We start from the raw sequence: 25623 nt of genomic DNA, 5'->3' as shown, positions 1-25623 counted from the left end.
TTAAGATTACAAAAATCCAAAATCTAAAATCAGAAATCTAAAATAAAATGAGCGATTCAAAAGTAAATATGGTTGCGCCGCCAGAAGGAGTTACTGGTGAAGGTTTCTTCGCTACAAAACTTAGTGATGTTGTTGGTTTAGCAAGAGCCAACTCATTATGGCCGCTTCCTTTCGCGACTTCATGCTGTGGTATCGAATTCATGGCAACAATGGCATCTCACTATGACTTAGCTCGATTTGGTTCTGAGCGTGTGAGTTTCTCGCCAAGACAAGCCGATATGCTATTAGTTATGGGAACTATTTCTAAAAAAATGGCTCCTATTTTAAGACAAGTTTACGAACAAATGTCAGAACCTCGTTGGGTAATTGCTGTTGGAGCTTGCGCTTCTTCAGGAGGTGTTTTTGACACTTATTCTGTCCTACAAGGAATTGACAAAGTAATTCCTGTTGATGTTTATGTACCGGGATGCCCGCCAAGACCAGAACAAATTGTTGATGGAGTTATGAGACTTCAGGAATTGGTAAAAAGCGAATCTGTGAGACGAAGAAGCTCACCAGAATACCAAGAATTATTAGCTTCATATAATATCTCATAAGATGGCCTTAGAAAATACCCTGATCCAAGACAAACTTGTAGAAACATTTAACAATGATGTTTTTAACTTTCAGCAAGAAAGAGATATTTTTTCTTTAGAAGCTTCGGCTGATAAAATTACAGCCTTAATTCTATTCCTTAAAAACGATCCAGAATTGCGTTTTCATTTCTTAACAGATTTATGCGGAATTCATTATCCAGATAACGAAACAGAACGCCAGTTTGCAGTTGTTTATCATTTACACAACTGGTACGAAAACAAAAGACTAAAAATCAAAGTTTTCTTAAACGGCGAAAAACCAGAAATTAAATCGGTTTCAAATATTTTCCTTTCTTCCAATTGGATGGAAAGAGAAACGTTCGATTTCTTTGGGATAGACTTTATAGGACATCCACAATTGAAACGTATTTTGAATATGGACGAAATGCAGTCTCACCCAATGCGAAAAGAATTTCCAATGGAAGACAGCGGAAGAACAGATAAGGATGATAGATTCTTCGGAAGAACAACATCAAATTGCTAAAAAATAATTCAACATTATAAAATGTCAGAACTATTATTACCACCAGAGCATCGTTATGCTAAAATAATTCAAGAGAGATTAAATGAAGACGGAAGCGAACTTTCTGTACTGAATTTAGGTCCTACACACCCTGCAACACACGGTATTTTCCAAAATATCCTGCTGATGGATGGTGAAAAAATTCTTGAGGCTGAACCAACTATTGGCTATATCCACAGAGCATTCGAAAAAATTGCCGAAAATCGTCCTTTTTATCAAATTACACCTCTTACTGACCGTATGAACTATTGTTCATCTCCTATTAATAATATGGGATGGTGGATGACAGTAGAAAAATTATTAGGTATTGAAGTTCCTAAAAGAGCCCAATATTTAAGAGTTATCGTTATGGAGCTGGCTCGTATTACAGACCACATTATATGTAACGGAATTTTAGGTGTAGATACTGGTGCTTATACTGGTTTCTTATACGTATTCCAATTTAGAGAAAAAATCTACGAAATCTACGAAGAAATTTGTGGTGCTCGTTTGACTACAAATATGGGAAGAATTGGTGGTTTTGAAAGAGACTGGTCTCCAGAAGTTTTCAAAAAACTAGACAAATTCCTTGAAGAATTCCCACCTGTTTGGCAAGAATTCCAAAACCTTTTCGAAAGAAATAGAATTTTCCTTGACAGAACTGTAAACGTGGGCGGAATCACTGCTGAAAAAGCAATGGCTTACGGATTTACAGGTCCAAACTTACGTGCTGCCGGAGTTGATTACGATGTGCGTGTTGCACAACCTTATTCATCTTACGAAGATTTCGATTTTATTGTTCCTGTTGGAAAATCAGGAGATACTTACGATCGTTTCTGTGTTCGTAACGCTGAAGTTTGGGAAAGTTTAAGCATTATTCGTCAGGCATTAGAAAAAATGCCTCCAGGAAACGAATACCATGCTGAAGTTCCAGATTACTACCTTCCTCCAAAAGAAGATGTTTACACTTCTATGGAATCTTTAATTTATCACTTTAAGATCGTAATGGGAGAAGTTCCTGTACCAGTTGCAGAAATCTATCACCCAGTAGAAGGAGGAAATGGAGAAATTGGTTTCTATTTAGTAACAGACGGAAGTAGAACTCCATATAGATTACATTTCAGAAGACCTTGCTTTATTTATTATCAAGCATTCCCAGAAATGATTAAAGGTGCCATGCTTTCTGATGCAATTATCATTCTATCAAGTTTGAACGTAATTGCAGGAGAATTAGACGCCTAAAAAATTTAAATTTTACTCCCGATAGCTATCAGGAAAGATTTGAATTAAAAAATTTGTGCCTTTGCGCCTTTGTGGCAAAACAAGAATAAAATGGAAAGAAAACATTACAAACAAGAAATAAACATGACCGAGGCATTGATGAACCGCATCAATGAATTGATCAGTCATTATCCTGAGGGCAAACAAAAATCGGCTTTATTGCCTGTTTTGCACGAAGTTCAGGATGCACATAACAACTGGCTTAGTATTGAACTGCAAGATAAAGTTGCCGAAATTCTTCAGATAAAACCAATCGAAGTTTATGAAGTGGTTACTTTCTATACCATGTTCAACCAGAAGCCAATTGGCAAGTATATGTTTGAGTTCTGCCAGACTTCTTGCTGCTGCTTACGTGGTGCCGAAGATTTAATGGATTATACTTCTGAGAAATTAGGCATCAAAATGGGTGAAACAACTCCAGACGGAATGTTTACTATTGCTGGTGTAGAATGTTTAGGCGCTTGCGGATATGCTCCGATGATGCAGTTGGGAGATTTCTACAAAGAAAAGCTGACAGAAGAGAAAATCGATCAGATCATTGCTGATTGTAGAGATGATAAAATAATATTACACGATAAATAAGATGTCACAAAAAATATTATTAGATAAGATCAATATTCCTGGAATTAAAACCTACGAAGTTTATCGCCAAAATGGCGGTTATGCTTCTGTAGAAAAAGCTTTAAAAACACTTACTCCAGACGAAGTTACTGAAGAAGTAAAAAAATCAGGGTTGCGTGGCCGTGGTGGTGCAGGTTTCCCTGCCGGAATGAAATGGAGCTTTATTGACAAAAAATCAGGAAGACCAAGACACTTAGTTTGTAACGCCGACGAATCTGAGCCTGGAACATTCAAAGATAGATTTTTGATGGAATATATTCCTCACTTATTAATCGAAGGAATGATTACTTCAAGCTACGCTTTGGGCGCTAACCTATCTTATATCTACATTCGTGGAGAATATATGTGGGTTTTCAAAATTTTAGAAAGAGCAATCGCCGAAGCAAAAGCTGCCGGATGGTTAGGAAAAAATATATTAGGAACAGGTTATGATCTTGAACTTCACGTACACTGTGGAGCTGGAGCTTATATCTGTGGAGAAGAAACAGCATTGATCGAATCATTGGAAGGTAAAAGAGGAAATCCTCGTATTAAACCACCTTTCCCAGCGGTTTCTGGCCTTTGGGCAAATCCAACGGTAGTAAACAATGTTGAAACAATTGCGACTGTGCCTTGGATTGTAAACAATTCTGGAGATGATTATGCTAAAATTGGTATTGGACGTTCTACTGGAACTAAATTAATTTCTGCTTCAGGACACATCAAAAATCCTGGTGTTTACGAAATTGAATTAGGTTTAAGCGTAGATGAATTCATGAATTCTGATGAATATTTAGGAGGAATGTCTTCAAGTCGTCCATTAAAAGCATTTGTGCCAGGAGGTTCTTCTGTGCCAATCTTGCCTGCTGAATTGATTTTCAAAACAGCAAATGGAGAAGATCGTTTAATGACTTACGAATCTTTAAGTGACGGTGGTTTTGCTACTGGATCTATGTTGGGTTCTGGAGGATTTATTGTTTATAATGATACTGCTTGTGTCGTTAGAAACACTTGGAACTTTGCTCGTTTTTACCACCATGAGTCATGCGGACAATGTACACCTTGCCGTGAAGGAACTGGATGGTTAGAAAAAATCTTATGGAGAATTGAAAACGGTCAAGGCCGTGAAGAAGATATCGAATTATTGTGGAGCATTCAAAGTAAAATTGAAGGAAACACAATTTGTCCGCTTGGTGACGCCGCTTCTTGGCCAGTAGCTGCAGCGATTCGTCACTTTAGAGATGAGTTCGAATATCACGTTCGTTTCCCAGAAAAAATTAAAAATAGAGATCACTTTGTTGCCGAGCCTTTCTCACAAGTTAAGCATTTAGTAGGCAAACAAACAGTATAAAATAGTTTAAAGTTTCAAGTTTTTTTAGTTTCAAGTGAAAACCTGAAACCTGAAACCTGAAACTAAAAAAACAAAAGAAAGAGATGAAAGTAACCATAGACGGTCAAAGTATAGACGTAGAACCAGGAACAACGATCCTGCAGGCTGCACGTATGATTGGTGGAGATTTGGTACCGCCAGCCATGTGCTATTACTCAAAATTAAAAGGCAGCGGTGGTAAATGCCGTTGTTGTTTAGTTGAAGTTTCTAAAGGTAGTGAAGCTGACCCACGACCAATGCCAAAATTAATGGCATCTTGTGTAACAGGATGTATGGATGGTATGGAAGTAAACAGTAAATCGTCTGCAAGAGTAACTGAAGCCCGTAAATCTGTAACAGAATTTTTATTAATCAATCACCCTCTAGATTGCCCTATTTGCGATCAAGCTGGAGAATGTGACTTACAGAATTTAAGTTTTGAGCACGGAAATCCGAAATCACGTTACATTGAAGAGAAAAGAACATTTGAACCAGAAGATATTGGTCCAAATATTCAACTTCATATGAACCGTTGCATCTTATGCCAGAGATGTGTGCAAGTTGCAGATCAATTGACAGACAATAGAGTTCACGGTGTATTAGATCGTGGTGACCACGCTAATATTTCTACTGGTATTTCTAAAGCTATCGATAATGAGTTCTCTGGAAATATGATTGATGTATGTCCAGTTGGAGCTTTAACAGATAAAACTTTCCGTTTTAAATCAAGAGTTTGGTTTAACAAACCTTATAACGCACACAGAGAATGTACAACTCCTGGATGTTGCGGTAAAACTACAGTTTGGATGTTTGGTGGAGAAATTCAACGTGTAACGGGTCGTAAAGACGAGTACCATGAAGTTGAAGAATTCATTTGCAACAGCTGTCGTTTTGATCACAAAGATGTAAATGACTGGGTAATTGAAGGACCAAGAGAATTTGAAAAAGACTCTGTAATCAACCAAAACAATTACACTCAAAAATTAGAGAAAGTTCAAATCGATACAGAGAAGAACATTCTTTTAGGTAGAGATATAGACCGTAAAAAGATTAGTATGGCGGCAATTCCATTAACTGATAAAGATCAAAAATAGTAAGAAATGGAAAGTGCATTTATTATAGAAAAGAGTGTTGTTATTGTTGTCGTTTTTGCGGTAACAATGATTATGGCAATGTATTCTACATGGGCAGAACGTAAAGTTGCTGCTTTCTTGCAAGATCGTGTTGGACCAAACCGTGCCGGATGGGGAGGTTTATTACAACCGCTTGCAGATGGTATGAAATTATTCTCTAAAGAAGAGTTTTTCCCGAATACGCCAAATAGATTTTTATTTGTTGTAGGTCCTGCAATTGCAATGAGTACAGCTTTGATGACTAGTGCTGTAATTCCGTGGGGAGATCGCTTGCATCTTTTTGGAAGAGACATCATTCTTCAGGCTACCGATGTAAATATTGCTTTATTATACATTTTTGGAGTTCTTTCTGTTGGAGTTTACGGCATCATGATTGGTGGATGGGCATCTAACAATAAATTCTCTTTGATGGGAGCTATTCGTGCCGCTTCTCAAATGGTTTCTTACGAGGTTGCTATGGGATTATCGATAATTGCTTTATTGATGATGACCGGGACAATGAGCTTAAAAGAAATCTCATTACAGCAGCAAGGAATGAACTGGAATGTTTTTTATCAGCCTTTATCATTCTTAATTTTCTTAATCTGTTCATTTGCAGAAACAAACAGAACTCCTTTTGACTTAGCAGAATGTGAGAATGAATTAATTGGAGGTTATCATACAGAATATTCGTCAATGAAAATGGGATTCTATTTATTTGCTGAATATGCGAGTATGTTTATCTCTTCTACTATCATTTCTGTTTTATTCTTTGGCGGATACAACTATCCTGGAATGCAATGGATGGTAGAAAATGTTGGTGTAAATACAGCTAATTTATTAGGAATTGCGGCTCTGTTTGTAAAAATATGTTTCTTCATATTCTTTTATATGTGGGTACGTTGGACAATTCCAAGATTTAGATATGACCAATTAATGAACTTGGGCTGGAGAATTTTAATTCCGCTTTCAATCATTAATATCATGATTACGGGTGTTGTTATTTTAAGACACGATATTGCAGCAGCTTTAGGATTTTAAGAACCGTAACAAGCTTCAAATAAAAACAAAATAGATTTTGAATTTGATCCATTTCAAATTGTAAATCATAAACTATACTAGTAAAAATGTCAATAGAAACTATATCATTATCGGGTAGAAAAAAGGTGGTCTCAAATAAGGAGATGTCTTTTGTTGAGCGATTGTATCTTGTGGCGATTGTAAAAGGTTTATTTATTACTGTAAAACACCTTTTCAGAAAAAAAGTTACCATTCATTACCCAGAACAGGTTCGTGAAATGAGTCCAGTTTACCGTGGCCAACATATGCTGAAGCGCGATGAGCAAGGCCGTGAAAATTGCACTGCTTGCGGATTATGCGCATTATCATGTCCTGCTGAAGCGATCACTATGAAAGCTGCAGAACGTAAGCCTGATGAAAAACACTTATATAGAGAAGAAAAATATGCAGAAATCTACGAAATCAATATGCTTCGTTGCATTTTCTGTGGTTTATGTGAAGAAGCTTGTCCAAAAGACGCTATTTACTTAACAGAATCTAAAGTATTGGTTCCTGCTAACTACAATAGAGAAGATTTCATTTTCGGGAAAGATAAATTAGTAATGCCTTTAGAAATGGCTTTGAAAAATGCTCAACTTAAAAACGCGAACTAAATGATACATATTCCTGATTTTGCGCACGCAACAACTATTCAAGTTATCTTTTGCTTTTTAGCGTTTATTACCGTTATTACTGCTTTCTTGACTATTTTCAGCAGAAACCCAATTCACTCGGCTATTTACTTAGTGATTTGTTTCTTTTCTATTGCTGGTCATTATTTACTATTAAATTCTCAATTCTTAGCTGTTGTACATATAATAGTCTACTCCGGAGCTATTATGATTCTGTTCCTGTTTACTATCATGTTGATGAACCTGAACGAACAGCGAGAAGTTCACCGTCCTAGAATTACACGTTTAGGCGCAATTGTTTCTTTCTGTTTAATATTGATTGTTTTAATTGCAATCTTTATTAATTCGAAACCAATCGTTGGTGAATACGATTCTACTGGAGAAGATTTCCAATCAATTAAAGTTTTAGGTAAAATCTTATTGGACGAATATATGGTTCCTTTTGAATTTGCTTCGATCTTGCTTTTGGTTGCTATGATTGGAACAGTTCTATTGTCTAAAAAAGAAAAATTAAATAAATAATGGGTAATATATTAAATCAAATAGGTATTGAAAACTACATCTTTTTGAGTGTTGTACTTTTCTGTATTGGTATTTTTGGTGTATTGTACAGACGAAATGCTATTATCGTTTTCATGTCTATCGAAATTATGTTGAATGCGGTAAACCTTTTATTTGTTGCTTTTTCAACTTATCATCAAGATGCGCAAGGACAAGTTTTTGTGTTCTTCTCGATGGCGGTTGCTGCAGCCGAAGTTGCGGTAGGATTGGCCATTTTAGTTTCTATCTTTAGAAATATCGGATCAATCAGTATCGATAATTTAAAAAATTTAAAAGGATAATCAGAAATGGATACCAATTTAGCTTTAATTTTAGTTTTAACTCCTTTACTAGGTTTTCTAGTAAATGTCTTTTTTGGAAAAAGCTTAGGAAAAACAGTTTCTGGTGCAATCGGAACTATTGCCGTAGCAATTTCTTTTGTAGTTTCTCTTTTACTTTTTAATCAAATAACTTCAACTGGAAAAGGAATTGAAGTTACATTATTTGATTGGATTCAAATTAGCAACTTAAAAATCAACCTCGGATTTTTATTAGATCAATTATCTGTTCTTTGGTTGCTTTTCGTAACTGGAATCGGATCTTTAATTCACTTATATTCTATCAGTTATATGCATGATGATGAGAATATGCACAAATTTTTTGCTTATTTAAATCTATTCGTATTCTTTATGATTACGCTTGTAATTGGAAGCAATTTATTAGTTCTTTTCATCGGATGGGAAGGTGTTGGACTTTGTTCTTACCTATTAATTGGATTTTGGCATAAAAACCAAGATTACAATGATGCTGCAAAAAAAGCTTTCATCATGAACAGAATTGGAGATTTAGGTTTATTAATCGGAATGTTCATCATCGGATCGATGTTCTCAACATTGGACTATGCAACTTTAAAAACTGCAATTGCTGGAGCTTCTAATTTAGATTCATCTCTACTTTCTTTAGTTGCATTATGCTTATTTATTGGAGCTTGTGGTAAATCTGCCCAAATTCCGTTATACACTTGGTTACCTGATGCGATGGCTGGACCAACTCCAGTTTCTGCATTAATCCATGCTGCTACGATGGTAACTGCAGGTATCTTTATGGTTACAAGATTAAATTTTGTTTTTGACCTTGCAAAAGATGTTCAAAGCGTAATTGCTATTATTGGAGCTATCACTTCATTAGTTGCCGCTACAATTGGATTAGTTCAAACTGATATCAAAAAAGTATTGGCTTACTCTACGGTTTCTCAATTAGGTTTAATGTTTTTAGCATTAGGATTTGGAGCTTATGAAGTAGCTGTTTTTCACGTAATTACTCATGCTTTTTTCAAAGCTTGTTTATTCTTAGGTTCTGGATCTGTAATTCACGGATTACATGGAGAGCAAGATATGCGTAATATGGGAGGTTTGCGTAAAGCAATGCCAATCACGTTCTGGACAATGCTAATTTCTTCATTGGCAATTTCTGGAGTACCGTTCTTCTCAGGATTCTTTTCTAAAGATGAAATTTTATTGACAGCTTTCCACCACAGTATTCCATTATATGTTGTTGGATCAGTTGCTTCAATCATGACAGCTTTCTATATGTTCCGTTTAATGTTCTTGACTTTCTTTAAAGAATTTAGAGGAACAGAAGAACAAAAACATCACTTGCACGAAAGCGGTTCATTAATTACTATTCCATTAATCATCTTAGCTATTTTAGCAACTTTTGGCGGATTAATTAGTTTGCCTGGAAACAGCTGGTTAAATCACTACTTAGCTCCTCTTTTCACAAAAGTAGCAGGCGAAGAACACCATTTAGGCACAACTGAATATACTTTAATGGGGGTTGCAGTTTTAGGCGGATTACTTGGAATTTTAATTGCTTACGTTAAATACTTTAAACAAGATAATGTTCCAGAAGCTGACGAAAACATTACAGGTTTAAGCAAAGTGTTATACAACAAATATTATGTAGACGAAGTTTACGATGCAGTATTTGTTAAGCCAGTAAATAGTTTATCTAAATTCTTTAGAGACTATATCGAGACAGGATTATCTGCTCTTGTTTTTGGATTAGGTAAAATAGCAAACGAAATTGCTTTCCAAGGAAAAAAATTACAAACCGGAAGTATAGGATTGTATCTATTTGTTTTTGTTTTAGGACTTTGCGCAATTGTTTCCTATATATTTTTAGCTCAATAATATTATTACTATGAACGTTTCTACTATATTAATTATACTTTTAATTGGTGCATTTGCCACTTATTTTTCTGGTGACAAACTAGCTTCAAAAGTTGCTTTATTATTTAGTTTAGCAGCTTTAGGATGTTCAATTGTATTATTGAATAATTATAATGCTGGCGAAAATATCAGCGTAATCAACAGCTGGATCAATCAGCCAAAAATTTCTTTCGCTTTAAATGGTGACGGACTTGGGCTTGCAATGGTTTTATTAACTGCAGCTTTAACTCCAATAATCATATTTTCTTCTTTTGGAAATGAATATAAAAATGCAAAAGGTTTTTATGCTTTAATCTTGTTTATGGCTTTTGCTATGGCGGGAACTTTCTTAGCGGCAGACGGACTTTTATATTATATTTTCTGGGAGTTAGCGCTTATTCCAATCTACTTTATTGCTTTGATTTGGGGTAATGGCGATGCTGAAGAGCGCAGAAAAGCAGTGGTTAAATTCTTTATTTATACACTTGCCGGTTCGTTATTCATGTTGACTGCTTTTATTTACTTATACACAAAAGCTGGCTCTTTCTTAATCGAAGACTTATACAAAGTAAACTTATCTGCTAGCGAGCAATTCTGGATTTTCTTGGCTTTCTTCTTAGCTTATGCTATCAAAATTCCAATTATTCCTTTCCATACTTGGCAGGCAAATGTATATCAAAAAGCGCCAACAGTTGGAACAATGCTTTTATCTGGTATCATGCTAAAAATGGGATTGTACAGTGTTCTTCGTTGGCAATTGCCACTTGCGCCAATCGCTGCTAAAGAATATATGCATATTTTTATTGCTTTAGGAATTGCAGGTGTTATCTACGGATCAATCGTTGCATTGAGACAAAAGGATTTGAAAAAATTATTGGCTTATTCTTCTCTTGCTCACGTTGGATTAATTGCTGCCGGATCTTACACTTTAACACTTGATGGTTTTAGAGGTTCAGTTATGCAAATGATTGCTCACGGTTTTGTTGTGGTAGGATTGTTCTTTGCTGCTGAAGTAATTTTCAGAAGATACGAAACGAGAGAAATTGGTGAAATGGGCGGAATTCGTGCTCAATCACCAAAATTTACATCGATGTTTTTAATCTTAGTATTAGCTTCTGTTGCATTGCCAAGTACATTCAACTTCGTTGGAGAATTTACAGTATTATACAGTTTATCTCAAATCAATATCTGGTTTGCTATCCTTGGCGGAACTACTATTATTTTGGGAGCTTACTATATGTTAAGAATGTTCCAGCACGTCATGTTAGGTGAAACGAATTCTAAAGCTTTTGCTGATGTTACGCTAAACGAAGGAATTTCATTTGCTGTGATTATTGCAGTTTTATTATTCTTTGGTTTTTATCCAAAACCAATCACAGATTTGATTACACCAAGCTTGGAAAACATTTTACAAGTTATCAATAAGAACTAATATTTTAAACAAAAATAAATTAGGATTTAAGTTTAAAAATTAAAATCCTAAATCAAAAAGATAAAAATGAATACATTAATAGCTATAACAGGATTGGGTATTTTCTGCCTATTGTTTGAAATTCTTAATTTAAGAAAGGCGATCGTTCCTATTACCATTTTGGGTTTATTAGGCGTATTGGCTCTTAATTATTGTGAATTTGGAGCAGAACAAAGTTACTACAACAACATGATAGCAGTGAGCAAGTTTTCTACAGCTTTTTCATCATTGTTTATCGTTTTAACTATTTTCCTTGTAGCATTAAGTCACAATTTTTACCATAATCACCCAACGAAAATTTCTGATTATGTTGCTATTAAAGTTTTCTTGCTAGCTGGAGCTGTTGCGATGGTTTCTTTTGGAAACTTAGCGATGTTTTTCTTAGGAATCGAAATCTTATCTATTGCTTTATATGTTTTAGCGGCAAGCGACCGTTTGAATATTAAGAGCAACGAAGCGGGTATGAAATATTTCTTAATGGGATCTTTCGCATCTGGTATTATTTTATTCGGAATCTGTTTGATTTACGGTGCAATGGGAACTTTTGATATTAGCGAAATTCACGAAAGCGCTCTATCTGCAGAATTACCAATCTGGTTTCCAATTGGAATGATTTTAATGGTTGTTGGAATGCTATTCAAAGTAGCGGCTGTTCCTTTCCACTTCTGGGCTCCAGACGTGTACGAAGGTTCTCCTGCTTTAACAACCGCTTTAATGAGCACTTTGGCAAAAGTAGTAGCCATTGCAACTCTATTTAAATTGGTTTCTGGAATGAATTTAATTGCTTCATTAGATAACCAAGATCTTTTACACACTTTTGAAGTTATTGTCGTTATTATCTCTATCGCTTCAATGTCTGTTGGTAATATTATGGCATTAAGACAAGTAAACGTTAAACGTATGCTTGCTTTCTCTGGAATTTCTCATGCAGGTTTCATGTTAATGACCTTGTTAACGGTTTCTGCTTCAGCTGGGGTTTTATTGTATTATACTGCAGCTTACGCTTTGGCTGGAATCGCTGCGTTTAGTGTAATTTTATATGTTTGCAGAGATCATGATAACGAAGATATTACAAACTTCCACGGTTTAGGAAAAACAAATCCGCTATTGGCTGCTGTCCTTACAGCATCATTATTATCAATGGCCGGAATTCCTATTTTCTCTGGATTCTTTGCTAAATTATTCTTATTCAATCAAACTATTCAAGCTGGATATATTGGTTTAGTAATTGTAGCAGTAATCAATTCCATCATAAGTGTTGGGTATTATTTCAAACTGATCATCGCAATGTATTCTAAAGAGCCTAATCAGGAAAGAACAGGGAAACCATTCCTTATTTATGCTACAGCTGTAGTGTCAATTGCTTTAAACATCGCATTAGGTTTATTCCCATCATTAGTTTTAGACTTATTGAAATAAGATAACCTCTTTATCTAAAATATTCGAAAATCCATTAAATTAGTTTTAATGGATTTTTTTTTATGCCTTAAAATAAGAACTGAAATTCATGTTAAAAAATTCTTTCCAATAATTGCACTTCAAAAAATCTCCATATATTTGAGTTCAATTAAATGTATTAAAATATGAACTTTAATTCAAAAAATCCATTTTTAAACAGTAAGCGTTTCTCATCGAATGCTGAACCAAGAACAGAAGTACACCAAGCTCAGATTATTGATTACAATCAAGAAATGACAGTATCTGGAACAATCAACAAAACAGCAATCTTATTTCTTATTTTGTGCGGTGCCGCTATGGTAACATGGTGGATGACTTTTAACGGAATGAATCCTATGCTTCCTACAATTGGAGGAGCTATTGTTGGTTTTATCTTAGTACTAGTTTCTTCATTCAGACCACAGTCTTCTCCTTACCTAGCACCAGGATATGCTTTATTTGAAGGATTATTCATAGGCGGTATTTCTGCAATATTTGAATTAAAAGTTCCTGGAATCGTAATCAATGCAGTTGGAGCAACTCTTGTTACTTTCTTGGTTTGCCTTGGCCTATACAAATTTAGAATTGTTAAAGTTACTGAACAGTTCAAATCTGTTGTGGTTGCTGCTACATTGGCAATCGCTACCTATTATTTAATTTCTTGGGTTGTATCAATGTTTACAAGCTGGACACCTGTTCATTACGGAAATTCTATGATGAGTATTGGCATCAGTGTTTTTGTTATTATTATAGCAGCTCTTAACCTATTCTTAGATTTTGATTTAATTGAAAAAGGTGCAAGAGAAAAAATGCCGAAATTTATGGAATGGTACGGGGCAATGGGATTAATGATAACATTGGTTTGGCTGTATATCGAATTCCTAAGATTATTATTAAAATTATCAAGCAAAGACTAATTGATCTTTACATTATAAATTTAGAAGCCCTTTTGAGTAAAATCAAAAGGGCTTTTTCATTTCAATTACTTCACAATTTTTAATTCAAAATGCATCTTTACAATTAAAAGTTTTAAGAATAATCTGTTATCCAGAACACAAAAACAATCCATTTCCTACAAAAAAGTAAAATGTAATTTATGTAATAAAAAAAAATTACAGCTACTCTCTTCTATTTTTTGTTTAAGCATTAAAAATGTTAAAAGCTAGAAAAATTCGGCTTTCTGAATTAAAAACCCAATTTGCAATAAATTACAATTAATGCAATTTATTACATTTTTAACATTATAAAAGCCAAATAATTTAAGTATGTTCTTTTTTTTTGCAAAAAAATTATCGTATTAAAAATTAATATATAATTTTGTGTAATCGATTACAATTAAACCACTTGGAATCGTAAGTAAAACCACTTACTTATTTTATTAACTATCTTAAACAAACCTTATGAAAAAAAACCTACTTTTCGTGGCTGTCTTTCTTATGACAGTTCAATTATGGGCCCAAACTATTAACGAAGCTTCTGGCTGGCTGGAAACTGCTTTTGTAAAATGGCAACCAGTCAGCGGCGCCCAAACTTATAATGTTTATTACACAGGAAACGGATTAACAGACAAAAAAATAGACGATCAGCTTATTAGAAGTTATGGTTCTTATTTTCGTGCTGATATTCCAGGCCTTAAAGCTGGAAATTATACTGTAAAAGTAAAACCTGTTATAAATGGCACCGAAGGAACTGGTACCACAACAAGCAGCTTAACTGTAGTGGCGCATGACAGAAATGGTTTTGCCTTCGAAGGCGGGCGAGTTCCTGGAGGATACAAAGCAGACGGAACTCCGAAAGACAATGCTGTAATTCTTTACATTACTCAAAACACCAAAAACACGATTTCAATGAATATTACCGGGGCAAGTTCAAATCCTTGCATTGGTTTGCAAAATATTCTTTACGCAATCAAAAAAGGAAAAGATACACGTCCGTTTATCATTCGCTTAATCGGAAATATTACCGATATGACAGTTATGGAAGGTGGCGACGTTGTTATTGAAAATGCAAACAATGCTTCTAGTTATGTTACCATCGAAGGTATTGGAGATGATGCCGTTGCAAATGGATGGGGAGTTAGACTAAAATCGGCTTCAAACATTGAAGTAAGCAATCTTGGATTTATGAACTGTGACAGTACTGCTGGTGATAACGTGGGAATGCAGCAGGATAACGATCACGTATGGGTGCATAACTGTGACTTATTCTACGGAAATGCAGGCAGCGATGCTGACCAAATAAAAGGTGATGGAGCATTAGATAATAAAACTTCGACTTATATCACATTATCTTACAACCACTTTTGGGACAATGGAAAAGCAAGTCTTTTAGGCTTAAGCGAAGGAACAACTTCTGGGTTGTACGTTACTTATCATCACAACTGGTTTGATCACTCCGATTCTCGCCATCCTCGCGTGCGTTACTATTCAGCACATATTTATAACAACTATTATGATGGCGTTTCTAAATATGGAGCAGGATCTACTATGGGTTCTTCTCTTTTTGTTGAAGGAAATTATTATAGAAACAGCAAACACCCAATGCTGACTTCTCTTCAAGGTTCTGATATTTGGGATGAGGCAAACCAAGTGAATAATGCTGGAACAATGGGAACATTTTCTGGAGAAGCAGGAGGAAGCATTAAAGCTTTCAATAACACTTTTGACGCTTCTAACGGAACAAATAATATGCGTTTTGTAGCTTACAACGATCCTAATCCGTTGTATAATATCTCAGGAAAAATAAGCTCCACAACAGATTTTGATGCGTATGTTGCAGCAACAAGAGGAGAAGTTGTAAGCAGTTCTGTGAAATCAAAATCGGGTGCTAATACTTACAACAACTTTGATACAGATGCAAATCTGTACGTAAAAAATTTAGTTGTCGATACTCCAGCTGCAGCTAAAACGAAGACAACTCAATATGCTGGACGTGTTTCAGGAGGAGATTTAAAATGGACATTCAACAACGCAACAGATGATACTTCGTCTTTAGTAATTACGGCATTAAAAACAGCTCTTACAAACTATGCAGGAACTTTAGTCGCTGTACAAGGAGAAGGAAATCCGCCGGCAGGAACACAGACTTTAACTTTGACTTCTGCATCAAACAACAATCAAACTGTGGCAAGCGGTACTGCAATTTCTTCAATCGTATTTACATGGGGAGGAGATGCAACTGATGCAGCAGTAACAGGATTACCTGCATCTGGATTGTCTTTTGTAAAAAATACTACAGCCAAAACTATAACTATTTCAGGTACCCCAACTGCGACAGTTTCGTATTCGATAGCAACTTCTGGAACTAGTGGTTCCCCAGCCACTGGTTCAGGAACTGTAACAGTTACTGCCGCTGGAAACCAAACTTTGACTTCTTCAGGAAACAATAGCCAAACCGTTTCTTCTGGAACTGCTATTGCCTCTATTGTCTTTACTTGGGGAGGAAATGCAACAGATGCAGCAGTAACAGGATTGCCTGCTTCTGGATTATCATTTGTAAAAAACGCAACTGCAAAAACCATCACTATTACTGGAACTCCAACGGCTAATGTGTCTTATTCTGTAACCACCTCCGGAAGTGCGGGAACTCCTGTAACGGCATCTGGAACGATTACGGTTACAACGGGTTCAACTGGCGGATCTGAACTTCATAACTTTACAACTTCTGGAAAGACGAGCACGTTCTATTCTATTACAGGAAATATGAATTCTACTCCTGGATCTGTTACTTACAATGGGCTAACACTTACTGAACGTCTAAAAATAGAGTCAAGCACATCTATCACATATACTACCGCTAGTGCATCTACATTGACTCTCGTTTTCGATTCAAGTTTTACAGGAACCATTAAAGTTGATAATGTTTCATACACAGCATCTGCAGGTATTGTAACCGCTTCAATTGCTGCAGGTTCTCATACTATCACAAAAGGCTCTGTAGCGAACCTATTCTATATCAGCACAGTTTACAGTGGCAGTACTTTAAGAATGGCTGGTGCAACTGAAACTACTGCAAAAGAAAGCACTGAATCTTCAAAAATAGTTTTATACCCGAATCCAGTTTCAAGCACTTTATACTTATCAGATCCAGAACAGAAAGTACAAAAAATACTTATTTACAATATCTCAGGAAATTTGGTTATTAATTCTGGAAATTCTCAAACCATTGATACAAGCGGTTTAATTCCTGGCACTTACCTAGCCAAAATTTATACTGCCGATGGATCATTAAACCAAACACTTATTAAAAAGTAAAACTAACTTAACTTAAAAAGGCTTCCAAAATTGGAAGCCTTTTTTTATTACATATTATAATAATTACAAATCAAATTTAATTCCCTGTGCAAGCGGAAGATTTGTAGTATAATTGATTGTATTGGTTTGGCGTCTCATATAAATTTTCCAAGCATCAGATCCTGATTCGCGTCCGCCTCCAGTTTCTTTTTCACCGCCAAAAGCACCGCCGATTTCTGCACCAGACGTTCCGATGTTTACGTTGGCAATTCCACAATCAGAACCTATTGCCGATAAAAATCTTTCTGCTTCGCGCAAATTATTCGTCATAATTGCAGAAGACAATCCTTGAGCAACGCCATTTTGAATTTCAATAGCATTCTCAACTTCTCCAGAATATTTAATCAAATATAAAACTGGAGCAAAAGTTTCGTGCTGTACAATTTCAAAAGAATTTTCGGCTTCTGCGATTGCAGGTTTTACATAACAGCCGCTTTCATAGCCTTCACCAGAAAGCACTCCTCCCTCAACCAAAATTTTTCCTCCTTCAGCTACAACTTTATTTAATGCCGCCGCGTACATTTCGACAGCATGAGTATCAATTAGCGGGCCAACATGATTATTTTCGTCAAGCGGATTTCCGATTCTCAACTGTTTATAAGCTGCAACCAATGCATCTTTTACTTTATCATAAATACTTTCATGAATAATCAGTCTTCTAGTTGAAGTGCAACGCTGTCCAGCGGTTCCAACAGCTCCAAAAACAGCTCCAATAACTGTCATTTTAATATCGGCATCTGGAGTAACAATAATTGCATTGTTTCCTCCAAGCTCTAATAATGATTTACCCAATCTTCCTGCCACGGTCTGAGCAACAATTTTCCCCATTCTGGTTGAACCTGTCGCAGAAATAAGCGGAATACGAGTATCTGCAGTCAGCAACTCTCCTATTTTATAATCACCGTTTATTAGACACGAAATTCCTTCTGGAAGATTATTTTCTTTAATAACCTGCGCTATAATATTTTGGCAAGCAATACCGCAAAGAGGTGTCTTTTCAGAAGGTTTCCAAACGCAGACATCACCAGAAATCCATGCTAAAGCGGTGTTCCAAGACCAAACTGCAACCGGAAAATTAAACGCCGAAATGATTCCGACAATTCCCAATGGATGATATTGCTCATACATACGGTGGCCTGGTCTTTCAGAATGCATCGTCAACCCGTGAAGCTGGCGAGATAAACCAACCGCAAAATCACAGATGTCAATCATTTCCTGAACTTCTCCAAGACCTTCCTGAAATGATTTTCCCATTTCGTAAGAGACAAGTTTTCCCAAAGCTTCTTTATTTTGTCTCAATTTTTCTCCAAACTGACGTACAATTTCTCCACGCTGCGGTGCTGGAATCAATCTAAAAGTTTTAAAAGCTTCTGCTGCTTTTTGAATTGCTTTTTCGTAATCCTCAGCAGTTGACATTTTTACCGAAGCAATTAATTTTCCGTCAACTGGCGAATAACTTTCTAGAATTTCTCCAGATGAAAAATTATTAATTCCTGTTGATGTTCCTTCATTAATTTTCTTGATGCCCAATTTTTCAAGAGCTTCATTCATTCCAAATTGCGATGCTATTGTTGTCATTGTAACTTTTTTGGTTAAAATTGTTATATTTTTATGTAAAGATATTGTTTTAGAATTAATTTCCCATTGAAGGTAATCCATAAATGAAAGTAAATTTAAGTTTATTTTATAGTATTAACAGAAACGAAACTTCATTATTGAATTTATTTAATGAAATTTGCATTACTTAAATTTTAAAATATGACCTTTTATCCTAGGCTTCTTCTTTGTTTTCTTTTAGTTACAGCCAATATATTTTCTCAAAAAGCAAAAACTTCTTTTTCTGTAGTTCCGTTGGGAATAAAAGGAGGCATTGATGAAAAAAATCTTTCAGCTTATCTAATCGCTCCATCAAACACAACCGATTATATCTGCCTTGATGCTGGAACTGTAAATGCCGGAATCGAAAAGTCCATAGAAAAGAAAACTTTTAAAGTTTCTACAAGTGAAGTTTTACGAAAATACATCAAAGGATATTTAATTTCTCATGCCCATTTGGATCATGTTTCAGGTCTGATTATAAATTCTCCTGCCGATTCTTCCAAAACTGTCTATGCGACTAATAAATGTATGGAAATGATGGAAATTCATTATTTCAACGATCAGACATGGGCAAATTTTGGAGACGCAGGCCCGGGTTTCCCTTTAAAAAAATACCATTTCCAGACTTTAAATTTAGGAGAAGAAACTTCTTTAACTAATACCAAAATGACAGTTAAAGCATTTTCTTTAAGCCATGTTAATCCGTTTGAAAGCACTGCTTTCTTGATTAAAAATGAGAATGATTATGCGCTATATTTGGGAGATACGGGTCCAGATGAAGTTGAAAAAAGCAATAATCTTCGCGATTTATGGACCGCTGTAGCGCCATTGATTAAAGAAAAACAATTAAAAGGAATTTTTATCGAAGTTTCGTTTCCTAACGAGCAGCCAGACAAGTTTTTATTTGGCCATTTGACCCCGAATTATTTAATGAAAGAACTTCATGTTTTAGAAGATTTAGCAGGAAAAGGTTCTCTGGAAAACTTCAAAATCATCATCACACATTTAAAACCGCCGTCAAAAAATATTGCTAAAATAAAAGAACAGTTAAAAGCTCAAAATGATTTAGGCTTGAAAATTATTTATCCTGAGCAGGGAAGGAAATTAGAATTATAATTTACTTGTCAAAAGTGCTTTTTGAATATAAAGATCAAGATCACTTCTTTTAATAAAACCCTTTTGTTCTAATTCAATTAGCATTTCTTCATGCGTAATAAAATTACCTGTACGAAGTTCTTCTTTTGCTTGCTCAATTTCGGCTTTTAATTCTAAAATAAACTTTTCTTCATCGCCTAGTTTATTATTATTTTCAGTATTCATTTCAAAATTATATTAATCTATTCATATTTACAAACCCGTCAGGTTTTAAAAACCTAACGGGTTTCTGTGTTAAAAATTTATTTATTTCTTCGCTACAAATCTCGGATCAGTTTCCATAACAGTTCCGCAATTATCGCAGGTTCTTAATTCTTCTGAATTATAGAAATGTTCAAAATGAGGCAGAAAATCTTTCTCGATATTATGAAGTTCAAAATACACTTCGTACAATTTATGATTACAATTATCACAATGCCAAAGCAAACCATCTGTAAAACCTTGTCCTGCACGTTTACGCTCAATTACAAGCCCGATAGAGCCTTCTGAACGAACAGGAGAATGCGGCACTTTAGCTGGATGCAGATACATATCGCCAGCATTTAATTCCATTTCTTTACGCTGTCCATCTTCCTGAATGACAACTTTTATGCTTCCTTCTAACTGATAAAAAAGCTCTTCTGTTTCGTTATAATGATAATCTTTTCGGGCATTTGGTCCTGCCACAATCATTACAATATAATCTCCAGAATCTACGTAAAGATTTTTATTTCCAACAGGCGGTTTAAGTAAATGACGGTTTTCGTCTATCCACTTAGTTAGGTTAAAAGGTTTTGCTATAGCCATTTTTTTTAATACTAAATTAGGAATAGCTAAGTTAGTAAAATTGTAGAGACGCATCGCAGTGCATCTGAGGGTTTATAATTGAATTTCTGAAAAAGACAACCGTAATTCAGTGCGTCTCTACCTTAGAATCTCTTTTATCAAATAAACGTAAACCGGAAGATGATCACTAAATCCAGCCTCAGCCAAGGTATTGCGCAACGGATAACCTTTATATTGCCCAGAATTTTGAATAAGATAAGGTTGGTTGAAAATGCCTGCTTTCCAAAAATTAAAAGTCGAAAAATCCGATTTAACCAAAGATGCCGTCATGATAATCTGATCAAAAATGTTCCAAGAATCACGATAGGCAATAGTTCCAAAACCTTTACTCTCAAGCTCTTCAAACGGATTAAAAACATCAAATTCAGCTGCTTCTGCTTTTACTCCTTTTGCCCCTAATCCAACTTTTATGCTTTTATTCAATGGCCCGTCATTAAAATCTCCCATTGTCAATATTTTTGCTCGAGGATTAATCTGCTGCAAAGAATCGATAATTTTTCTGTTCAATTTCCCTGCTGCTTCTCGAAATAGACTCGTTGCTTTTTCTCCTCCTGATCTCGAAGGCCAATGATTTACAATAATATGTATTTCTTCATCTTCTAGAAACCCCGACACCAAAAGCTGATCCCTTGTAAAAACACGGTTTTTATCTTCTCTTTTAACTTCAATTTCTTCGTCTAAAACTTCTGTCTCCTCTTCTTTTTTAGGAATTTCTTTTTTATAAATAATTAAAGGGATATTCGAATAAGAAGTCGGCCTGAAATATTTTTTCTGATAAAGCAAAGCCACATCAATACCGCGCTTATCTGGCGAATCAAAATGGATAATTCCTAAATCTAATGGCTGTAGTTTGGGTTCTTTGATTAAATCTTCTAAAACATCACGATTTTCGATTTCTGCTCCTCCTATTAAGATAGGGGCATTAGAATTCTCAGGCGTTCCAATTTCAAATAAAACTCTTGCCAGATTATTTAGTTTCTGATGATACTTTTCCGTTGTCCAATGCTGAGCTCCATTTGGCGTCCATTCATCATCATTTGTAAACACATCATCTACAGCATCATAAAGGTTTTCGAAATTATAAAAAGCTACGGTGTGTATTTTATACTTTTTGGATTGAGATTGCGTTTGGATTGAAAAAAGCACAACCATTAAAAAGATTCTGAAAGAGCGCATATGTTTAATTTATAAAAAGACATTCCAATATTAATCTTTTTTATTCAATTGTAAGAAAATTCAAATAAATTTAAAATCTAAAATTTCTATATTTGTTTTTTCATATAAATGGAAAGAAGCAAATGATGATCATGAAAAACCTTATAAATAGTAAGAAGCCAAATATTCTGTTTCAACTCGCATTTCTTATTTTTGCTTTACAATCATTCAACTGTCAATCTCAACAAAACATGATAACACCGCCTTATTTACAAAAAGGAGATACTGTAGCGCTTTTGGCAACAGCAAGAAAAAACATCGATGACAACTTAAAACCAACAATAGATTTATTGCACAGCTGGGGTTTAGAAGCTGTAATTGGATCAACAATTGGTTTAGATTATAATCAATTGGCAGGAACTGATGAACAGCGAGCTGCCGATTTTCAGAAGCAATTAGACAATCCGAATATTAAAGCTATCTGGTGCGTGCGCGGTGGGTACGGTACCGTTAGAATGTTAGATTTACTGGATTTCACCAAATTTAAGCAGCACCCAAAATGGATTATTGGTTTTAGCGATGTAACTGTTCTTCATAATCATTTGAATACGATGGGCTATAAATCTATTCATGGCATTATGCCTGTAACGGTTCCTAGAGCAACTCCAGACGCTGTAAGTTCATTAAAAGCCAGTTTGTTTGGCGAACCTATCTCTTACTCGATTAGTCCAACTCCGATGAACCGTTTTGGAAATGCGACAGGAGAATTAGTAGGTGGAAATTTGTCTATTTTGTACAGTTTATTAGGATCTCCGTCAGCAATTGACTGCAAGGATAAAATTTTATTTATTGAAGATTTAGATGAATATCTGTATCATATTGACCGTATGATGATGAATCTAAGACGAAACGGATGCATTGAAAATCTTAAAGGGATTATCATCGGAGGCATGACAAGCATGAAAGACAATGAAGTGCCGTGGGGGAAAAATGCCTTGGAAATTATCGATGATGTAACCAAAAAATACAATATTCCAGTCATTTTTAATTTTCCAGCAGGGCATATTAGAGACAACAGAGCTCTCATTATGGGAAATATCGTTTCTATGGAAGTTACTGCAACAGGAAGCACAGTAACTTTTAAAAAATAATTCATAAATGCCATTTTTAGAGGCTTAAAATACCACTTAAAATCTCGTTGAGACGCAAAGCCGCAAAGTTTAATATCACTTTGCGGCTTTGCTTTTTTTACAAACCTAAACCTGAAACTTGAAACCTGAAACCTGAAACCTCAAACCTGAAACTTGAAACCTCAAACCTGAAACAAAAAACATGGCAGAACATAACGATTTAGGAAAACTTGGAGAAGATCTTGCAGTGGCACATCTTGAAGAAAATGGATATTCAATTCTAGAACGAAACTTTATCATACAGAAAGCAGAAATAGACATTATTGCACAAAAAGATTCCATTTTGGCCATCGTTGAAGTAAAGACCCGTTCGAATCTAGATTTTGGCTCACCTCAAGATTTTGTGAAGCCAAAAAAGATTCAATTACTTATTAAAGCAGTAAATGCCTACATAAACGATAGGGAAAAAGATTTTTGTGAAGATTTAGAAATTCGTTTTGACATCATTGCGGTCTGCAAAAATGGGGAATCATTTGCAGTTGAACATCTTACTGATGCTTTTTATCACTTTTAACATATTTTTTTATTGTTATAATTGTAACAATTTGTTTTTTTATTTATATTTGCAAAGAATTATAACATCGCAATGTTAAATTAACAAACCAACTCAACTGTTACCAAAAAAAAAAGAATTATGAAAACTGTTTCTTCTATTGTAGAAAACTACATTAAAACAAAACCATTTTTATTAAATGCCTTATCGCTCGGAATTATTAACCTAACATCACTTTCGCGAAATATTATGACCGAATTAGAGAGTGAGTTTGGTAAAGAGGTAAAACAAGGTGCTGTAGTAATGTCTTTAAAACGGCTAACGGAAGAACTTGATTTTAAATTAAATCACAAAATCAATAAAGTAATTAAAAACATAGGTGAAATCACCGTTCGTTCTGAGCTTACAGATTACACCTTTGCAGCATCTGAAACTGTCTTAAACAAACAGGCAGATTTAATCTCTGATATTAATGCTTTATCTGATATTTTTTATACCTCATCTCGTGGAGTAAACGAAACCAATATCGTAGTAAGCAGCAGTGTGAATCACTTAGTTGAAAAACACTTTATGAGAGAAAAATTAATCCAAAAGTTGGATAATTTAGCTTCGATTACTGTAAAATTGCCGAAAGAAAATATTGTTGTTCCTGGCATCTACTACTTTATTTTCCAGCGTTTGGCTTGGGAAGGAATTATCATCAATGAAGTAATTTCGACTTCAAATGAATTTACTATTTTAGTTGGAGAAGATCAAGTGGATGTTGCTTTTAAAGTAATTAAGGACTTGAAAAACTAAATTAAAAACATGATTTAAAGAATCGTCTAGATTCTTCATCATACCACAAAATCCTTTTGTCTTTTTTACTGAAAGATGAAAGGATTTTTTTTTGAATAAAAGGATGTGCTGCCATCATTTCATTTTTAGCAAATAAGAATATTCTCAAAAGACAAATTCTTAAAATGATTTTATTTCGAAAAAGCGTCAATATGACACTTACTTGTAAAAAGCCACTTTACGCTGCATTTTATGTCTTTTATACAAAAAACTAACAAAAAATACGAATTAAGTTTTTTTACATATAATTTATCACGAATAATATTTTTATATATTTGCGAAGAAGTCAGGCATCAGACCTCGCACTTTGATAATTTAATACCATGGGAATTCAATAACCGCAAATTAAATTGTTAGATGGTTAACCGTAGTGAAGAATTATTGATAAGTGAATTTAAAAGGAAACGAAAAAGCCTTCGCCAGCTTTTTGATTTGTCGCCAAGATATTATGATACAATAAAATTATCTAACCAAAACCACAAATAATGCCCTTAAAATCACTCTTCGGAGTGATTTTTTTATTTTGTTTGCCTCAGATTTCAATTTTTATTTGCCACGAATTCACGAATTCAATTTAACCTAATTCGTGAATTTGTGACGATCTTTTTAAAACGAATAATTTAGGGCAAAACCGAAATTATTGTTGAATGTGATATCATTTTTTATCACAGCAGGTTTAAATGCCAATCTTTCATCTACATTAAATTGCGATAAAGCCGCATCTATATTGGCATCAACAATATTTAAAACATAAAATCCAACTATAAATAGAGCTGATAAATCTCTGTATCGTTGATATTCCTTTTGAGCTGATGTCAATTGACTTTCTGTTAAACGCGCTAAAAATTCAGAATCGCTTTTTTTACCTTCAAGCCTATTTTTGTATTCATCTCTGTATAAATTATATTTTTTCTGATTGTCAATATAAAAATAAGTGCTCGTACCAATCGCCCCGTAAACCAAAGGAACCTTCCAATATTTCTTATTGTATATCTGTCCTAAACCAGGCAAAACTGCCGAATAAAATGCCGCTTTTGCTGGACGAAGCGGGTCAATAGTTTCAGATTTTAAAGAATCACTTAAAACTGTTTTGTTTTTTCCCTGAGCATAAATTGCAGTAACCCCAAGAAGTAGAAAAAGAACTAAAAATTGATTTTGCATATAAAGTATCTTTGAAAATTCGACTCAAAGAAAACCTTTTAGTTCTAAGATTTTTCTTAAATAAAAGA

24 protein-coding genes are annotated in these 25623 nt (G+C 34.7%); 19 read left to right on the top strand and 5 right to left on the bottom strand.

Annotated elements, in window-relative coordinates:
- The first annotated feature begins 47 nt into the window (after positions 1-47).
- The 15 genes from N4T20_RS05850 to N4T20_RS05780 all read left to right on the top strand — a co-directional run bounded on the left by N4T20_RS05850 (position 48) and on the right by N4T20_RS05780 (position 17101).
- Positions 48-596 (top strand): NADH-quinone oxidoreductase subunit B, encoded by a 549-nt coding sequence (locus N4T20_RS05850; protein WP_111368857.1) that lies wholly within the window; start codon positions 48-50, stop codon positions 594-596.
- Position 597: 1 nt separating this feature from the next.
- Positions 598-1119, top strand: a complete 522-nt coding sequence (locus N4T20_RS05845; protein ID WP_260672143.1) for an NADH-quinone oxidoreductase subunit C — start codon at positions 598-600, stop codon at positions 1117-1119.
- A gap of 21 nt (positions 1120-1140) precedes the next feature.
- Positions 1141-2379 (top strand): NADH-quinone oxidoreductase subunit D, encoded by a 1239-nt coding sequence (locus tag N4T20_RS05840; protein WP_260672142.1) that lies wholly within the window; start codon positions 1141-1143, stop codon positions 2377-2379.
- Between the two features lie 90 nt (positions 2380-2469).
- Positions 2470-3000: a complex I 24 kDa subunit family protein gene (locus tag N4T20_RS05835; protein WP_057115709.1), complete on the top strand. Its 531-nt coding sequence runs from the start codon at positions 2470-2472 to the stop codon at positions 2998-3000.
- A gap of 1 nt (position 3001) precedes the next feature.
- Complete coding sequence (gene nuoF / locus N4T20_RS05830; RefSeq protein ID WP_260672141.1) at positions 3002-4369, top strand: NADH-quinone oxidoreductase subunit NuoF; 1368 nt, start codon at positions 3002-3004, stop codon at positions 4367-4369.
- Positions 4370-4452: 83 nt separating this feature from the next.
- Positions 4453-5481, top strand: coding sequence for a 2Fe-2S iron-sulfur cluster-binding protein (locus N4T20_RS05825; protein ID WP_260672140.1), 1029 nt, complete (start codon positions 4453-4455; stop codon positions 5479-5481).
- Between the two features lie 6 nt (positions 5482-5487).
- Positions 5488-6540 (top strand): NADH-quinone oxidoreductase subunit NuoH, encoded by a 1053-nt coding sequence (nuoH, locus tag N4T20_RS05820; protein WP_260672139.1) that lies wholly within the window; start codon positions 5488-5490, stop codon positions 6538-6540.
- Positions 6541-6626: 86 nt separating this feature from the next.
- Positions 6627-7172 carry a NuoI/complex I 23 kDa subunit family protein gene (locus tag N4T20_RS05815; protein WP_129745948.1) on the top strand — a complete coding sequence of 182 codons (546 nt, stop codon included), beginning with the start codon at positions 6627-6629 and terminating at the stop codon, positions 7170-7172.
- Positions 7173-7712, top strand: a complete 540-nt coding sequence (locus N4T20_RS05810; protein WP_066033069.1) for an NADH-quinone oxidoreductase subunit J — start codon at positions 7173-7175, stop codon at positions 7710-7712.
- On the top strand, positions 7712-8032 hold the full coding sequence (gene nuoK, locus N4T20_RS05805; protein ID WP_008466103.1) for an NADH-quinone oxidoreductase subunit NuoK: 321 nt from the start codon (positions 7712-7714) through the stop codon (positions 8030-8032). Before N4T20_RS05810 ends, nuoK begins: the two co-directional genes overlap by 1 nt.
- Positions 8033-8038: 6 nt before the next feature.
- Entirely contained in the window at positions 8039-9922 is a 1884-nt protein-coding gene (gene nuoL / locus N4T20_RS05800; RefSeq protein ID WP_260672138.1) for an NADH-quinone oxidoreductase subunit L, read from the top strand.
- A gap of 10 nt (positions 9923-9932) precedes the next feature.
- A complete protein-coding gene (locus N4T20_RS05795; RefSeq protein ID WP_260672137.1) occupies positions 9933-11372 on the top strand; it encodes a NuoM family protein in 1440 nt (479 codons plus the stop codon).
- A gap of 66 nt (positions 11373-11438) precedes the next feature.
- A complete protein-coding gene (locus N4T20_RS05790) occupies positions 11439-12830 on the top strand; it encodes an NADH-quinone oxidoreductase subunit N (protein WP_260672136.1) in 1392 nt (463 codons plus the stop codon).
- Positions 12831-12994: 164 nt separating this feature from the next.
- Positions 12995-13765, top strand: coding sequence for a Bax inhibitor-1/YccA family protein (locus tag N4T20_RS05785; RefSeq protein ID WP_260672135.1), 771 nt, complete (start codon positions 12995-12997; stop codon positions 13763-13765).
- 483 nt (positions 13766-14248) lie between these two features.
- Positions 14249-17101 carry a T9SS type A sorting domain-containing protein gene (locus N4T20_RS05780; RefSeq protein WP_260672134.1) on the top strand — a complete coding sequence of 951 codons (2853 nt, stop codon included), beginning with the start codon at positions 14249-14251 and terminating at the stop codon, positions 17099-17101.
- 63 nt (positions 17102-17164) lie between these two features.
- Here N4T20_RS05780 and N4T20_RS05775 read toward each other — a convergent pair whose 3' ends face one another.
- Complete coding sequence (locus N4T20_RS05775; RefSeq protein ID WP_260672133.1) at positions 17165-18718, bottom strand: aldehyde dehydrogenase family protein; 1554 nt, start codon at positions 18716-18718, stop codon at positions 17165-17167.
- A gap of 180 nt (positions 18719-18898) precedes the next feature.
- Between N4T20_RS05775 and N4T20_RS05770 the strand changes: the two genes are divergently transcribed.
- On the top strand, positions 18899-19855 hold the full coding sequence (locus tag N4T20_RS05770; RefSeq protein WP_260672132.1) for an MBL fold metallo-hydrolase: 957 nt from the start codon (positions 18899-18901) through the stop codon (positions 19853-19855).
- Here the strand turns inward: N4T20_RS05770 and N4T20_RS05765 are convergent.
- From N4T20_RS05765 to N4T20_RS05755, 3 genes are all read right to left on the bottom strand, one after another.
- Positions 19850-20059 (bottom strand): hypothetical protein, encoded by a 210-nt coding sequence (locus tag N4T20_RS05765; protein ID WP_260672131.1) that lies wholly within the window; start codon positions 20057-20059, stop codon positions 19850-19852. The two genes, N4T20_RS05770 and N4T20_RS05765, sit on opposite strands and share 6 nt — an antisense overlap.
- Positions 20060-20140: 81 nt before the next feature.
- Positions 20141-20680, bottom strand: coding sequence for a 3-hydroxyanthranilate 3,4-dioxygenase (locus N4T20_RS05760; protein WP_260672130.1), 540 nt, complete (start codon positions 20678-20680; stop codon positions 20141-20143).
- Between the two features lie 117 nt (positions 20681-20797).
- Positions 20798-21895 (bottom strand): endonuclease/exonuclease/phosphatase family protein, encoded by a 1098-nt coding sequence (locus N4T20_RS05755; protein WP_260672129.1) that lies wholly within the window; start codon positions 21893-21895, stop codon positions 20798-20800.
- A 230-nt stretch (positions 21896-22125) separates the two neighbouring features.
- Between N4T20_RS05755 and N4T20_RS05750 the strand changes: the two genes are divergently transcribed.
- The 3 genes from N4T20_RS05750 (at position 22126) to N4T20_RS05740 (ending at position 24355) form a co-directional block, all read left to right on the top strand.
- On the top strand, positions 22126-23025 hold the full coding sequence (locus N4T20_RS05750) for an LD-carboxypeptidase (RefSeq protein ID WP_260672128.1): 900 nt from the start codon (positions 22126-22128) through the stop codon (positions 23023-23025).
- Positions 23026-23206: 181 nt separating this feature from the next.
- Positions 23207-23578, top strand: coding sequence for a YraN family protein (locus N4T20_RS05745; protein WP_260672127.1), 372 nt, complete (start codon positions 23207-23209; stop codon positions 23576-23578).
- Between the two features lie 120 nt (positions 23579-23698).
- Positions 23699-24355 carry a hypothetical protein gene (locus N4T20_RS05740; RefSeq protein WP_008466087.1) on the top strand — a complete coding sequence of 219 codons (657 nt, stop codon included), beginning with the start codon at positions 23699-23701 and terminating at the stop codon, positions 24353-24355.
- 645 nt (positions 24356-25000) lie between these two features.
- Here N4T20_RS05740 and N4T20_RS05735 read toward each other — a convergent pair.
- A complete protein-coding gene (locus tag N4T20_RS05735) occupies positions 25001-25555 on the bottom strand; it encodes a DUF5683 domain-containing protein (RefSeq protein WP_260672126.1) in 555 nt (184 codons plus the stop codon).
- Positions 25556-25623: the final 68 nt, after the last annotated feature.

It is taken from the genome of Flavobacterium sp. TR2, from assembly GCF_025252405.1.
Taxonomy (GTDB): Bacteria; Bacteroidota; Bacteroidia; order Flavobacteriales; family Flavobacteriaceae; genus Flavobacterium.
The sequence above is the reverse complement of the archived record's forward strand: the minus strand, read 5'-3'. Positions and strand labels throughout refer to the sequence as shown.